Source organism: Streptomyces sp. NRRL S-646, from assembly GCF_000720765.1.
Classification (GTDB): Bacteria; Actinomycetota; Actinomycetes; order Streptomycetales; family Streptomycetaceae; genus Streptomyces.
Genome location: NZ_JODC01000011.1, coordinates 116,905 through 130,824, shown reverse-complemented (window position 1 = coordinate 130,824; position 13,920 = coordinate 116,905). Strand labels below are relative to the sequence as shown.

Sequence of the window (13,920 nt, the reverse complement as noted above, 5' to 3'; positions counted from 1 at the left end):
TCCGCGGGCGCTACTCCTTCACCGCGGTGCCCACGGCGCCCTCCGCAGGACCGGCCGGCGCAGGTACCGCCGCCGCGGCCGCGCTGTCGTCGTCCGTGTTGATGCGTTCGATGACGGCGAGGCGCTCCGGGGTGTCCTCCGGCTTCAGGTAGCCGATGAGGATGTAGAGGACCAGGGAGACCGCCAGCGGGATCGAGACCTGGTACTGGAGCGGGACGCCGCCCTTGACGTTCCAGTTGATGGGGTAGTTGACCAGCCAGAAGGCGAGCAGGCCCATCGACCAGCTGGTCAGGGCCGCCGTGGGGCCGGAGCGGCGGAACGGGCGGAGCAGGCCCAGCATCATCGGGATGGCGATCGGGCCCATCAGTCCGGCGACCCACTTGATGACCACCGTGATGATGTCCTTGAAGGTGGGGGAGTTGACCTGGGTCGCCACCGCCATCGACAGGCCGAGGAAGACCACCGTGGTCACTCGGGCCGCGATCAGGCCCGAGCGCGGGCCCCACTCCCGGGCCCGACGGGACAGCACCGGCGCCGCGTCCCGGGTGAAGACGGCCGCGATCGCGTTGGCGTCGGACGAGCACATGGCCATGGTGTGCGAGAAGAAGCCGACGATGACCAGGCCCAACAGGCCGTGCGGCAGCAGCTGTTCGGTCATCAGGCCGTAGGAGTCGGAGCCGTCCGGCTTCTGGGCGTGGACCAGCAGCGGGGACATCCACATCGGGAAGAAGAGGACCACCGGCCAGACCAGCCACAGGACGGCGGACAGCCGCGCCGACCGCTCGGCCTCCCGCGGGCCGGCCGTCGCCATGTAGCGCTGGGCCTGGTTGAGCATGCCGCCGTTGTACTCGAAGAGCTTGATGAAGAGGAAGGCGAGGAGGAAGACGGTCCCGTACGGGCCGACCAGCGGCTTGCCGTGGCCGTGCAGGGCCGGCTCGTCCCAGGCGCCGAAGAAGCCGATGCCCTTGTCGTTCAGCTTCAGTACGACGGCGACGAACATCGAGATGCCCGCCAGCAACTGGATGACGAACTGGCCGAGTTCGGTCAGCGCGTCCGCCCACAGACCGCCGATGGTGCAGTAGACGGCGGTGATCGCGCCGGTGATGAGGATGCCCTGGTTGAGGGTGATGCCGGTGAAGACGGACAGCAGCGTCGCGATCGCCGCCCACTTGGCGCCCACGTCCACGATCTTCAGCAGCATGCCGGACCAGGCCAGCGCCTGTTGGGTCTTCAGGTCGTAACGGTTCTTCAGGTACTCCAGCGGGGAGGCCACATGGAGCCTGGAGCGCAGCCGGTTGATGCGCGGCGCGAACAGTTTCGAGCCGACGGCGATGCCCAGCGCGATCGGGAAGGACCAGGTGACGAAGGAGGTCACACCGTAGGTGTAGGCGATGCCCGCATAGCCCGTGAACATCACCGCGCTGTAGCCCGACATGTGGTGCGAGATGCCGGACAGCCACCACGGCATCTTCCCGCCGGCCGTGAAGAAGTCGCTGACGTCGTCCACTCGCTTGTGCGACCAGACGCCGATCGCGACCATCACACCGAAGTAGCCGATGAGTACGACCCAGTCGAGACTGTTCATGTGCCCCCTCCCAGGGTCCGCCTTGTGAACGGCTCGCTCATCCTGGGCGCGCCAACATGGGCACGACAAGCAAGCGTCAGGTCAAAGGAAGGCAAAAATGTTCCTTGTGTTGACCTGCGTTCATGCACATGAACCAGCTCGTGCGGGGGTCAGCGCATCAGCTCCCCCGCGTTGACCAGCAGCGACTGCCCCGTGATGGCCCGCGCCCGGTCCGAGGCCAGGAACACCGCGGCGTCCGCCACGTCCCCGTCCGTCGCCAGGTCCGGCAGCGCCATCCGCCCGGTCAGCCGCTGCAGTACGTCGGCCTCCGGCACGCCCTCCGTCTGTGCCGTGAACCGGACGTACGCCTGCACCGGCGGCCCCCACATCCAGCCCGGCAGTACGGTGTTGACCCGGATGCGATGCGGCCCGAGCTCCCGCGCCAGGGAGTACATCGCGCTCGTCAGTGCCCCCTTCGAGGCCGCGTACGCGGCCTGCTTCACCTGTGTGGGGGCCGCGACCGACGACTGCGTCCCGATGAACACCACCGAGCCCCCGCACGTCTTCAGCGCCGGCAGACAGGCTCGCGTCATCCGCAACGACCCCAGCAGATTCACGTCGATCACCGACTGCCAGGTCAGGAAGTCCGCGTCCTCCAGGCCGCCGAAGTGGCTGTCCAGAGCGGCCACATGGACGACCGCGTCGATCCGCCCGAACCGCTCCCGGGCGAGCGCCGCCAGCGCCTCGCACTGCCCCTCGTCCCTGATGTCGGTCGCCCGGTACGCCGTGTGCGTCCCGTCCGGGTCGATCTCGGCGGCCGTCTTGGCGAGGTTGGCCTCCGTGCGCGCCCCGAGCACCGCATTGCCGCCGTCGCGCACGACCGCCGCCGCGACCTGGTGACCCAGCCCGGCGCCGACCCCCGACACGACGACGGTCTTGCCCGTGAGCAGTGACATCGGAGCCTCCCGGGTATGGCGATTTATCTGACGGGGCGTCAGAGTATGGGCGACCGGCGGAGGACGGAAGGGGAGCGACGTGAGCGAGGAAACCCGTAGCGACGTGTACGCCGAGCTGGCCGCCGTGGGGCCGTACGGGGTCCGCCCCGGCCATGCGCTGATCACCATGGTCGAACCGCACCCCGGCCACGAGTACGCGTACAACCGCTGGTACGAGGACGACCACTACTACGCCGGCGCGATGGCCATGCCGTGGATGTACGCCGGGCGCCGCTGGGTGGCGACCCGCGACCTCCAACTCCTGCGCTACCCCGAGAAGTCGGCGATCGCCCAGCCGGTCACCGCGGGCTGCTACATCTCGACGTACTGGATCACGGACGGCCGCTACGACGACCACATGCGGTGGACCGTCGCGATCAACAAGCGCCTCAACCGCGATGCCCGGGTCTACCAGGACCGTACGCACGTCTTCACGGCGTTCCAGGACCACGAGGCGACGGTCTACCGGGACGGGGCCGCCGGGCCCCGCGACTTCCACGCCCTCGACCACCCGTACGCGGGCCTGGTCGTCGAGGTGATCGACGCCGAATCGGCGGAGCAGCGGGCCGAGTTGCTGGAGTGGCTGCGCTCCCGCCACCTGCCCAGGCGGGTGGCGGGCTCACCGGCCGCGATGGTGACCGTGTTCCGCCCGACGCCCCTGCCCGGCGACCGCATGACGTACGTCAAGCAGGTCGAGGGCGTCGAGACGAGGCTGACCCTGCTGTGGTTCCTGGAGGCGGATCCGCGCGAGTGCTGGGAGGCGTATTTCGCGGACCTGGACGGGCCGGTGCAGGAGGCGGGGCTGGGGCGGGTGGAGTTGGTGGCGCCCTTCGTCCCGACGGTGCCGGGGACGGACAAGTACGTGGACAGGCTCAGGTAGGGGGCACAAGCCGAGCCCCCTCGGCAAGGACGGCGGGCTGGACGAGAGGGCTCTTCAAGTGCTGCTTGTGAAATTGTGGAAGGCGAACGCAGTCGAGGATCAGCAGATCCTCCCCCCCTACGCCTTGATCGAGCCGACGAAGGTGTTCCACGCGTCGGCCGGGAAGGCCAGTACGGGACCCTCGGGGACCTTGGAGTCCCGGACGGCCATAGCCGCGCGGACCGGTGACTTGATCTCGACGCACGCGCCGTTGCCCGTGGAGTACGAGGACTTGGTCCAGGTGTCCGTGGCGCCCTGACGAATTGCCATTTTTGCTCCGGAATGCCAGTTGTTGAGTTGCTGTCACCGCACGACGGATCCGACTCCGAACCCACAGCGCGGTTTGCGCCAACCCTTGGTGTGTGGTGGCGTGATCGACGCTACTCGCCAACCTCGACGTACGAAGTGACCATTCACTCGACCGGGTGGCATATTCCAGATGGGTCTTCCAGTCCGACCCGGGGAAGGTGTACCTTTCGGCGCTTCAGCGCGCGTACTCCTTCGCGATGTCCGCGATGAACTGCCGTGACTGGTCCGGATTCAGGGCCTGGGCGCGCAGGTGCTCGTACATCACGCTGTATTTCTGCACGTCGTTGGCCTTCTCGAGATACAGGTCGCTGGTGACGCCCTCGATGTAGACCACGCTGGAGTCCGCCGCGTCCGGAAACTCGAGGATCGCGTACTGGCCGTTCAGCCCCGGGTGGGCGCCCATGTCGAAGGGGATCACCTGCACGGTGACGTGCGGCAGTTGGGACTGCTCGACGAGGTACTCCAGCTGGTCGCGCATGAGGGAACGATTGCCCACGACCCGGCGCACGGCCGCCTCGTCCATCACCGTCCACAGCCGGAGCGGGTTCTCCGGGGCGGTGATTCGTTCCTGCCGACGCAGGCGCACCTGCACGCGCTTCTCGACGTCCGTGGCCGCCGTCTCCGGCAACGCCCCCGCGATCAGCGCCTCCGCGTACTGCCGGGTCTGCAACAGCCCCGGGACGACCTGGGGGTCGTACACCCGCAGACTCGCCGCATCCGTCTCCAGCCCGATGTAGACGCTGTACGGGATGTCGCCGAAGGAATGCCACCATCCCTGCTGGCGGCTGTCCTTGGCCATCTGCATCAGCGAGTCGACGATCCGGTGGTCCTCCACCTCGTACACCCCGCACAGGTCGCGGACGTCGCGCTGGCTGATGCTGCGCCGCCCGTTCTCCAGCCGGCTGATCTTCGACTGCGACACCAGCAGCCGCTCGGCGACCTCTTCGGCCGTCATGCCCTTGAGCTCGCGGAGCCGACGCAGCTCCTGGCCCAGCCGGCGTCGCCTGACGGTGGGATTGACATTGGACGCCACGAGACGTGCACCTCCGGCTGCGTGCCTGCGCTAGCTGTACTTTGCCACTTTGCGTATCTGCTGTTGAGCAGACTGCCACCAAGGGACTTGGTACCGCTGGGAAACGGCGTATATGCGCTGCATACATGCCAGTTCACGAGTTCATGGAAAACGGCCGCGCGGGGCAGCGGAACCGTTACGGCATCCGTAGGGACGGATGACGTACGGCCCCGCTGCCCCGCGCGGACCAGCGGCTCCCGTACCGGGTCTCGGGGACTGCCTCTGCAGGCTCGGTGCGGCGCTCGGCGGTGCGTGGTGCTGCGGTGCATCGTGCGGTACTGCTGCGGTTCGTGCCGCCCGTCGTGGAACTGCGGCTCAGTGGGCCACGACGCGCGCCATGGAACCGCGGCGCGGCTGCATCGGAACGCCACGAGCGGGTTCCGGTGCGGACCTGGCCGGTCCGGCGGCGGCCTGGCGGCCGGCCGGGGCCGGGTTGCGGCGTGGCTGTGCGCCCACGCCGTTCTGGACGTCCATCACGGCGTGCGCGACGAGACCGCCCATGGGGTCGTGCCTGATCAGATCCCGCAGCCGGGAACGGGACGAACGCCCCTCGTTCCCCGGATACAGGTGCTTGCCGAGGCCGACCGCGTGTGCCAGTGCGGCGAGTGCGGCGGTCCGCGGGTCCGGCGGTACGCCGGTGCGGATCGCGGTGTCCAGCCGGGCTCTGATCTCCCGGCTGATCTCGTTGTCCGTCGCCTGATAGCGAGTCGTCGGCAGCACTCCGCACATCTGACCCGCCACGGCATGCACCATGCCGCACCGCTCCAGATGCGAGAGGTAGGTCTGGCGCAGTCCCAGCCGGGGCCCGCCAATCCAGTTCACTGCACGCACCGGAGCGCCACGCCTGCGCAGCAGCTCCAACGCACAGTCCAATGTTGGATCTCCAGTCGGCCGTGGGGCTACCACGGCGATACGATCCCCGTCTGGGGCTATCCGTCCGGCCAGCGCCAGCTCCACTAGCTGTGCTCCGGCCAGACCGAGGTCGAGCGACTGCGGCTGTGCAGTGGTACCCGTGGCCGGGTCCAACGCCAGCAGCAGAAGCTCCTCCGGAAGTGTTCTGCGGCTCCTGCCCATCCATGCCTCCCCGCGTGGATGAAAGACAGGGTGACCCCTCTCACATTGGTCTGTCGAGGGTGCGTGACCTGTTTGTGAGGGAACCAGTAGGTATGTCGTTCTCGTCTACCGCAGGGGTTAAGCCCGCACACAGGACACTGGTACATGGTTCGGACAGCGCGTTTGAGCGGTGTTCGGGCGGCGGTGCACGGTTCGGGTTCACGGTTCGGTAGCCGCACGGAGGGCGTGCGGCATGGAGGAGGCATCGGTGGCGGGCGAGTCCCCCGACAGGTCGAAGAAGCGCGAGTCGTCGGCAGAACCGACGTCGGGGAACACGGGCCCGGTTCCCGAGTCCGGCACCCAGGAGCGCCCGGCGCGCGATCCCCGTCTCTCGGTGGCCCGGGAAACCGGCTCACCGTCCACATCCTCCGATACGCCGGAGTCACGCGGAGGCGTCGACACGGCAACACGGGTGTTCTCGGTACGGGATCTGAAGACCGCGGTCGAGGAGGCCGGGGGGACGGCGGCCGAGGAGCCGGGGACTGCGGAGGCCGAGGCCGGGGAGGCTGTGGCCGAGGGTCCCGAGGCCGAGCGGTCTGGGGCCGAGGGGGCTGCGGCTGTGAAGTCCGGGGCTGCGGAGGCGGAGGCCGGGGAGGCTGTGGCGGACACGCCCGGGGCCGGGGCTGCGGCTGCGGCTGAGGGGCCTGGGGCCGAGAAGCCCGCGGCTGAGGAGCCGGCGGCCGCCGAGGCGGGCGAGGCTGTTGCCGGGGCCGCTGCTCAGGAGCTCGCGTCCAAGCGGTCTGGGGCCGAAGAGGTTGCGGCTGTGAAGTCCGGGGCTGCGATGGCGGAAGCCGACGAGCCTGTGGCCGGGGCCGCCGCTGAGGGGGCCGAGGTCGAGGAGTCTGGGGCTGAGGAGCCCGAGGGCGGGGAGCCCGGAACCGTGAAGGCGGAGGCCGGAAAGGCGGCCGCTGAGGAGCCCGCCGCCGCGCAGCCCGGGGCCGAGGAGGCCGCGGCTGAGAAGCCGAGGACTGCGGAGGCGAAGGGCGAGGCGGCTGCGGCTGAGGAGCCCGCGGCCGCGCGGCCCGGGGCCCAGAGGACCGCGGGTGAGGAGTCCGGGGCTGCGAAGGCGGAGGACTCCGACGTCGAGGGCGCGGCGGCCGGTGGTGCCGATGCTGCGGATTCCGCCGACGACGCGGTCGCCACCGACGCCGCCGCGACCAAGGGCGACGAGACCGGTGACGCCCGGCTGCGGGCTGCTGTGGCCGCGTGGGTCCGCTCCGGGGACTCCAAGGACCCCGAGGAGCCCGAGAACGCTCAGACGGCCGCTGAGGCCGACGAGGACGCTGCCGCGGAGCCGGAAGCGGAAGCAGGCCCCGACGCCGACAGCGATGTCGAGGACGGGGCTGCTGCCGACTCCGACGAGGCGGAGGCAGAAGCGGAAGAGGGCCCGGAGGACGCTGTCCCCGGGATCGAGGCGGGCGCTGACTCCGTCGCGGATGCCGGCTCCGAAACGGACGCCGAGTCTGAAACGGACGTCGACTCCGAAACGGATGTTGATGCCCGAGCGGACGCCGACGCCGGGACGGGCGACGGGCCCGAAGCCGGCGACGGCCCCGGCACCGGCGACGGGCCCGGAACGGGCGGCGAAGCCGAAGCGGACGGCGAACCCGTCGCCGACGACGGACCCGCAGCCGCCGACGGCGAGGGAGCCCCGGAGGGGGCACCCGCAGGTGACGACGAAAGTGGTACGGGGGGTGCGGGTGGGAGCGCCGGGGCCGAAGGCGAGGCCGAGGCCGAGGACCGGCCCGTCGACCAGCCCACCGCCGTCTTCAAGCGCCCCACCAAGCCCCAGCTCGACCACCCCACCACCATGCTCAAGCTGGGCGGCGGCACCAAGGCGCCCAAGACCCCCGAGCCGTCCGAAGCCGAGCGCACCAGCAAATTCGTAGCGCTCAAGCCCCTCGACGAACCGCGCACGCCGCGCCAGCCCGCGGACGCGACTGCCCCCGTCCCCCAGGTCGGCCCCGAGCGCACCGCCCAGCAGCCGCTGCCCCCGAAGCCGCCGCTGGACCTGCTGGCCGAGCTGACCAACACGCCTCCGCCGCCGCAGACCCCGGTCCGCACGCTCATCCGCAGGGTCAAGATCTGGACCCCGCTGGTGCTGCTCCTCGCGATCATCTTTGCGATCGTGCAGGCCGTGCGCCCCCTGCCCACCCCCACCCTCGCGCTCACCGCCGACGACTCGTACACCTTCGACGGCAACAAGGCCGGCCTTCCCTGGCCGAGCGAGGGCCAGGGCTGGATGGACGTCAACGGCATCGGCACGATGGGGAACTTCGGCAAGCAGACCCCCGTCGCCATCGGCTCCGTCGCCAAGGCGATGACCGCGTACATCGTCCTGAAGGACCACCCGCTGAAGCCCGGCGAGGAGGGCAAGAAGATCACGGTCGACGCCCTGGCGGAGAAGGAGGGCGGCTACGACAAGCACAACGAGTCCACCCTCAACACCGTCAAGAAGGGTGACGTCCTCACCGAGAAGCAGGCCCTGTCGGCGGTCATGATCCCGTCCGCGAACAACATCGCACGGCTGCTGGCCCGCTGGGACGAGGGATCCGAGGCCGCGTTCATCAAGAAGATGAACGACACGGCCAAGGAGCTCGGGATGAAGAACACCACCTACACCGACGCCTCCGGCCTCAAGGAGACCACCGTCTCCACCGCCGAGGACCAGGTGAAGCTCGGCAACGAGCTGGTGAAGATCCCGGCCCTGATGGACATCACCAAGCTGCCCAAATGGGTCGACCCCTCCGGCAAGGAGTGGGGCAACTACAACAAGCTCGTCCCCTTCGACGGCGCCATCGGCATCAAGACGGGTACGACCAGCAAGGCCGGCGGCAATCTCCTGTTCGCCGCCACCAAGGAGGTCGGCGGGGAGACGGTCACCGTCGTCGGCGCGATCCTCGACCAGCAAACGGCGCCGATCATCGACACCGTCAACCACGTCAGCAAGACCGCGATGCTCGCCGCCCGGGACGCGCTGACCTCGACGAAGATACTCAAGAAGGGCGACGTCGTCGGGTACGTGGACGACCAGCTCGGCGGTCACACGCCGGTAGTGCTCACCAAGGACGTCGCCGCGGTCGGCTGGGCGGGCCTGAAGGTGAAGCTGTCCTTCGACGCCGACGACGTCCCGCACACCGCGAAGGCCGGCACCAAGGTGGGCACGCTCACCGTGGGCGACGGCACCAGCGGCGCGGTCAAGGTCCCGGTCGCGCTGCAGAAGGACCTCGCAGAACCCGGCTTCACGGCGAAGCTCAAGCGCCTCGGCTGACAGCAGCCGCGGATGCCGTCGCACCCCGTCGGCGGGCCCACCAGGGAGCCCCCCGGCGGGGTGCGTGCTAGCGTCACGAAACGGGGCAGGCCGCCGCTCACGGGACGCGACCGGGAAATCCCCGGGGACGCAGCCGCGAACCAGCGGACAACGGGACGCGTCCCAGAACAGAAGACGGGACACCACGGGGAGTGCCTTCAGGTGGCCACTGCGGAGCCGACACGCGCCGACGACGCCGATCCGGGACCGGGAACCGGCCCGCGAATACGCGTGCCCGCACCGCGCACGGACGGTGTGCCCGGTATGTACGGAAGTGACACTGATCGTCCGCAGGTGAGCGAGCGGGCGAACAGCGACAGCACGTCACGTGCGACGGCCGCCTTCCTCGCCCTGCGCGAGCGTCTGCTGCGCCATCCGGTGCTCTCCCTCACCGCCCTGTCCGGCGTACTCCACATCGTCTGGTTCTTCACCTTCGCGAACAGTGGTGGCGATCTGGCGGCGCAGGACGCATGGGCCGAGTTCGTCGGCCGGCACCCGGACTCGGCGTACAACCTCGCCTGGTACGGCGGTATGCACCCGGTGTCGTACAGCGTGGTCTCGCCGTACCTGATGTCGGTGCTCGGCGTCCGTACGACGATGATGATCGCCGGGACTTTCTCGGCCGGCCTGCTGACGATGATCCTCATCCGCAGCCGGAGCGTGAAGAACCCGCTGTGGGCGTCGCTGGCGGGACTTTTCGCGTTCCTGTGCAACGCGGTCTCGGGCCGGGTGACCTTCGGCCTGGGCACGATGTTCGCGCTGGGCGCGGTCGCCACCGTCTTCTGCTGGCCGTACAAGTGGCGCTACAAGCGCTGGGCGAAGGCCCTGTGCACGGCCCCGCTGGCCGCGCTGGCGACGATGTCGTCACCGGTCGCAGGCCTGTTCGTCGGGCTGGTCGCCGTCGCCCTGTTCCTGCAGAAACGCCGTCCCGGCGCCTGGGCCCTGGGGCTCACCCCGGCCGCGGTGGTGGCCGTGTCGGCCTGGCTGTTCCCCTTCTCCGGGACCCAGCCGATGACCTTCTGGTCGGTGATCCTGCCGTTCCTGTACGCGGTCCTCTCCTTCGTGCTCGTCCCGAAGGAGTGGACGACGGTCCGGTTGACGTCCGCGGTCTACGGCCTCTCAGTCCTCGCGGTCTGGCTGGTCAGCTCGCAGATCGGCTCCAACATCACCCGGCTGGCGATGCTCTTCGCCGGTGTGACGCTGGTCGCGGCGCTCCCGTTCACGGTCCCGCGCTCACGCCAGTGGTACGTCACCGTGCTCGCGTTCCTCGGGTTCACCGGCTGGATCGGCTTCAAGTCGGTCGACGACATCATCCACACGTCGCCCGCCGCGTCCTGGGCGCGCGAACTCGCCCCCCTGGTGAACGAACTCCAGGGCGTCGGCGCCGAGAAGGGCCGCGTCGAGGTCGTCCCCGCCCGCTCCCACCGCGAGGCCTCCGCCCTCGCCCCGTACGTCAACCTGGCCCGCGGCTGGAACCGCCAGGCCGACATGGAGCGCAACCCCCTCTTCTACGACGACACCCTCAATTCGGCGAACTACCACGAGTGGCTGCAGCGCTGGGCCGTCCACTTCGTCGTCCTGCCGAAGGGCGAGCCGGACGGCGACGGCGGGGAGCGCGAGCGGGAGCTCGTGCAGCGGGGCATGCCGTATCTGAAGCAGATCTGGGGCGACGCCAACTGGCAGCTGTTCCGCGTCACCGACCCCACCCCGCTCGCCGACCCGCCCGCCACCGTCGACCGCGCGGCCCAGGGCGAGCTGACCATCGAGGTCAAGAAGCCCGGCCGCGTCCTGATCCGCGTCCCCTACTCCCCGTGGCTCGGCCTGGTCGACACCAAGGGCAAGGGCGTCAAACCCCCGCAGGAGACATACGCCTCCAAGCACCGCGCGGACGGCACGCCCAAGTCGTTCGACAACGTCAACGGCTGCCTGATGCAGACGCAGGAGGACGACAAGGGCGACAAGTGGACCATCCTGCTGGCCCCGAAGGCGGGAACGTACCGGCTGGGCGCGCCGTACCAGTTGCCTCGCGGGACCCCCTGTCCGGACGAGCTCAAATAGCCCGTCCGGCGTCTGAGGACGAGGCCGTTCAGGCCGAAAGCCGGGGTCTGGGGGCGCAGCCCCCAGGGATGGGACGGGAAGGGGCGGCGGGGGCGAAAAAACCGACGCCGCCCCAAAGCCACTCACCTCACCGGAAACGCCACATCACACACCGCATCCTCCGGCCCCGCCGCAGCCCAGTCCGCGAAGTACACCTCCCGGCACGGCCCCGCCTGCTCAAGCCCCTGCCCAGCGATCCACTGCTCCACCGCCTCGAAGGCGGCCCCGATCTGCGGCGCAGCCACCTGCGCCTTGGTGATCCGGGTGTACGCCAGCCGCTGCGCCGGCTCCACCCGCACCTTCGTGTCCCAGCTCCGCCCGTGCCGCTCGGCCCACTCCCGTGCCGCGGCCTCGTCCGCGACCGGCACACAGGTCTCGGCGGGGCCGTCGCTCTCCATGGACACCTCGGAGTGGTAGACGACGTAGGGCGCCGCCGCGACACCCCCGCACTCGTCGGCCACCGGCACCAGCCGGTCCAGCGACGCATCGATCCACGCCGGCAACTCGTCCTGCAGCGTGTGCCGTGACTGGGTGATCACCACCTGCTCGGGCACGTCCACCGTCTCGACCACGAACTTCCCGTACATCTCGGAGCTCCTCCCCGACAGTCGTCCACGGAGGTACTCGGCGAGCGTCCGCTGCCCTGCGATGCGAGTCTCGACGTCCGCCCAGTAGGCGGCGAGCCGGTCGGCGGCCTCGGTGCCGTCCGCCTCCACCACCTCGGCGATCCGGGCGAGCGGCATGTCGAGCTGCCGTAGCAATGCCACCAGCCGGGCGCGTTCCACCTGGTCGGCGCGGTAGTAGCGGTAGCCGCTGAGCTCGTCGACGTGCGTGGGTGCGAGCAGGCCGAGGCGGTCGTAGAGCCGTAGTGCCTTGGCCGACAGGCGCGCCCGGGTCGCGAACGCACCGATGGTGAGCAGTTCGTCGTCCACCTGAGCATCCTCCGTCACCGGACGGGTCCTTTCCGCCCGGTGACGGGAACGCTCGTCCTTGCCCCAGGGGCAAGGTCAACGCCCGGCTACGCGAGGGCGCTCTCCACCGCCGCCACGACCTCCGCGGCCTCCGGTTCGGTCTGCGGGGAGAAGCGGGCGACGACCTTGCCGTCCTTGCCGATCAGGAACTTCTCGAAGTTCCAGCGGATGTCACCGCTGTGCCCCTCGGCGTCGGCGAAGCCGGTCAGACGGTCGTAGAGGGGGTGCCGGTTCTCGCCGTTCACCTCGACCTTCTCGGTCAGCGGGAAGGTCACGCCGTACGTCGCCGAGCAGAACTCGGCGATCTCCTCGGCGCTGCCCGGCTCCTGCCCGAGGAACTGGTTGCAGGGCACGCCGAGGACGGTGAAGCCCTGCTCGGCGTAGCGCTCGTGGAGGCGCTCAAGCCCGGTGTACTGCGGGGTCAGCCCGCACTTGGAGGCCACGTTCACAATGAGGACGGCCTTGCCCTCGTACTGGGAGAGGTCGGCGGATCCGCCCTTGAGGGCGCCGATCTCCACGTCGAGGGGGGCGGCGCCGTTGCTGTCTGCAGTCGTCATAAGCGGATGCTAACTCCGGTACGTGTCGTCCCGGTTCTGGGCCTCCACCAGAACCCCGCCGGCCGCCGTCCGTGAGTACAGCACCGACCGGCCCGCCCGCCGCCGCTCCACCAGCCCCGCGTCCAGCAGCACCTTCAGATGCCGGCCGACCGAACCGAGGCCCTGGCCGGTCACCGCCGTGAGCTGGCTCGTGCTCATGGGCGAGGCGAGAAGGACGAGGACTCCGGCGCGGGCGGTTCCGAGGAGCGCGGCCAGGCTCGCGGGGACGGCGGACGGTCGGTCGCCGGCCAGGGCGCCGGTGCACGGGTAGACGAGGGCGTACCGCCGGCGGGTGTCCTCCCAGGAGACCCAGCCGCCCTGGCGCTGCGGGGTCACCGGGACGAAGACGAGTTCGGCGCCGGAGATCTCGCGCGGCGGGTACTCGTGCAGGTTCACCTGCAGCCGGTTGTCGCCGAGCCAGCGCGTCCGACCGGGCCGCAGCGCGTCGAGCACGGTCGCCCAGCCGCCCTGGCTGACCTGCGCGGTGCGGGCGACGACATCGGCCTCGAGGATGCGCCGGCGCCGGTCCCAGTCCGGCCGTACGGTCTCGTTCCAGACGTAGCAGAAGAGGCCGGCCGCACGCTCGGGCAGGTCGTCTCGGTCCAGGGCGGCGGGCAGCGGGCCGCCGGCCAGGGAGACGACGAGGTCGGCGCGGGCCCGGTCGGCGGCGGTGGCCCGCACCCGTGCGACCCCCTCCTCGAAGCTCTCCGCGTCGCCGGGGGTGGGCGCGAGGAAGTCGGCGGTCCACACCCGCCCGAGCCCTGCGCGCAGCAGCTGCGCGGTGACGGGATCGGCGGCCAGCCGCTCCCGGTAGCCGGGCAGATGCCGGTCCAGCCAGGCCCGCTCGCCCGGGTGCGCGGCCTCGCCCGCGTGCAGCAGCTTCAGGGAGGCGAGGGTTTCGGCCATCGGCGACAGCACGAACCGGCTGCCCGCGAGGGTGTCCGCGTTGATCTGCCACCAGCCCATGGAGCCAC

11 protein-coding genes are annotated in these 13,920 nt (G+C 70.1%); 3 read left to right on the top strand and 8 right to left on the bottom strand.

The genetic code is table 11. The features are described from left to right. Positions 1–10: 10 nt before the first annotated feature. Together IH68_RS0129240 and IH68_RS0129235 are read right to left on the bottom strand one after the other, a co-directional pair. Positions 11–1,585, bottom strand: a complete 1,575-nt coding sequence (locus IH68_RS0129240; protein WP_030940860.1) for a sodium:solute symporter family protein — start codon at positions 1,583–1,585, stop codon at positions 11–13. A 149-nt stretch (positions 1,586–1,734) separates the two neighbouring features. After that, positions 1,735–2,520, bottom strand: a complete 786-nt coding sequence (locus tag IH68_RS0129235) for an SDR family oxidoreductase (protein ID WP_030940859.1) — start codon at positions 2,518–2,520, stop codon at positions 1,735–1,737. Positions 2,521–2,599: 79 nt separating this feature from the next. Here IH68_RS0129235 and IH68_RS0129230 point away from each other — a divergent pair, with 79 nt between their 5' ends. Further along, positions 2,600–3,439, top strand: coding sequence for a hypothetical protein (locus IH68_RS0129230; protein ID WP_030940856.1), 840 nt, complete (start codon positions 2,600–2,602; stop codon positions 3,437–3,439). A gap of 117 nt (positions 3,440–3,556) precedes the next feature. Here the strand turns inward: IH68_RS0129230 and IH68_RS53660 are convergent, their stop codons facing one another. From IH68_RS53660 to IH68_RS0129215, 3 genes are all read right to left on the bottom strand, one after another. After that, positions 3,557–3,748, bottom strand: coding sequence for a DUF397 domain-containing protein (locus tag IH68_RS53660; RefSeq protein WP_078912651.1), 192 nt, complete (start codon positions 3,746–3,748; stop codon positions 3,557–3,559). A gap of 214 nt (positions 3,749–3,962) precedes the next feature. Further along, entirely contained in the window at positions 3,963–4,820 is an 858-nt protein-coding gene (locus IH68_RS0129220; RefSeq protein WP_030940853.1) for a helix-turn-helix domain-containing protein, read from the bottom strand. Positions 4,821–5,174: 354 nt separating this feature from the next. Further along, the gene (locus tag IH68_RS0129215; RefSeq protein ID WP_030940851.1) at positions 5,175–5,933 is read right to left on the bottom strand and encodes a GOLPH3/VPS74 family protein; all 759 of its coding nucleotides are present in this window, start codon (positions 5,931–5,933) and stop codon (positions 5,175–5,177) included. 232 nt (positions 5,934–6,165) lie between these two features. On the opposite strand from IH68_RS0129215, the gene IH68_RS0129210 reads away from it, so the two are divergent. After that, positions 6,166–9,243 (top strand): D-alanyl-D-alanine carboxypeptidase, encoded by a 3,078-nt coding sequence (locus IH68_RS0129210; RefSeq protein ID WP_030940849.1) that lies wholly within the window; start codon positions 6,166–6,168, stop codon positions 9,241–9,243. A gap of 201 nt (positions 9,244–9,444) precedes the next feature. Then, positions 9,445–11,340, top strand: coding sequence for a membrane protein (locus tag IH68_RS0129205; RefSeq protein ID WP_030940847.1), 1,896 nt, complete (start codon positions 9,445–9,447; stop codon positions 11,338–11,340). Between the two features lie 122 nt (positions 11,341–11,462). Here IH68_RS0129205 and IH68_RS0129200 read toward each other — a convergent pair whose 3' ends face one another. From IH68_RS0129200 to IH68_RS0129190, 3 genes are all read right to left on the bottom strand, one after another. Next, positions 11,463–12,329, bottom strand: a complete 867-nt coding sequence (locus tag IH68_RS0129200) for a MerR family transcriptional regulator (protein WP_030940844.1) — start codon at positions 12,327–12,329, stop codon at positions 11,463–11,465. 68 nt (positions 12,330–12,397) lie between these two features. Beyond that, a complete protein-coding gene (locus tag IH68_RS0129195) occupies positions 12,398–12,907 on the bottom strand; it encodes a glutathione peroxidase (protein ID WP_030940842.1) in 510 nt (169 codons plus the stop codon). 9 nt (positions 12,908–12,916) lie between these two features. Then, a complete protein-coding gene (locus tag IH68_RS0129190) occupies positions 12,917–13,912 on the bottom strand; it encodes an ArsR/SmtB family transcription factor (protein WP_030940840.1) in 996 nt (331 codons plus the stop codon). Positions 13,913–13,920 lie beyond the last annotated feature (8 nt).

Excerpts from the sequence above, each read along its gene's own strand:
- IH68_RS0129235 (WP_030940859.1), bottom strand. The coding sequence starts at position 2,520 with ATGTCACTGCTCACGGGCAAGACCGTCGTCGTGTCGGGGGTCGGCGCC.
- IH68_RS0129190 (WP_030940840.1), bottom strand. The coding sequence starts at position 13,912 with ATGGGCTGGTGGCAGATCAACGCGGACACCCTCGCGGGCAGCCGGTTC.
- IH68_RS0129240 (WP_030940860.1), bottom strand. The coding sequence starts at position 1,585 with ATGAACAGTCTCGACTGGGTCGTACTCATCGGCTACTTCGGTGTGATG.
- IH68_RS0129215 (WP_030940851.1), bottom strand. The coding sequence starts at position 5,933 with ATGGGCAGGAGCCGCAGAACACTTCCGGAGGAGCTTCTGCTGCTGGCG.
- IH68_RS0129195 (WP_030940842.1), bottom strand. The coding sequence starts at position 12,907 with ATGACGACTGCAGACAGCAACGGCGCCGCCCCCCTCGACGTGGAGATC.
- IH68_RS0129210 (WP_030940849.1), top strand. The coding sequence starts at position 6,166 with ATGGAGGAGGCATCGGTGGCGGGCGAGTCCCCCGACAGGTCGAAGAAG.
- IH68_RS53660 (WP_078912651.1), bottom strand. The coding sequence starts at position 3,748 with ATGGCAATTCGTCAGGGCGCCACGGACACCTGGACCAAGTCCTCGTAC.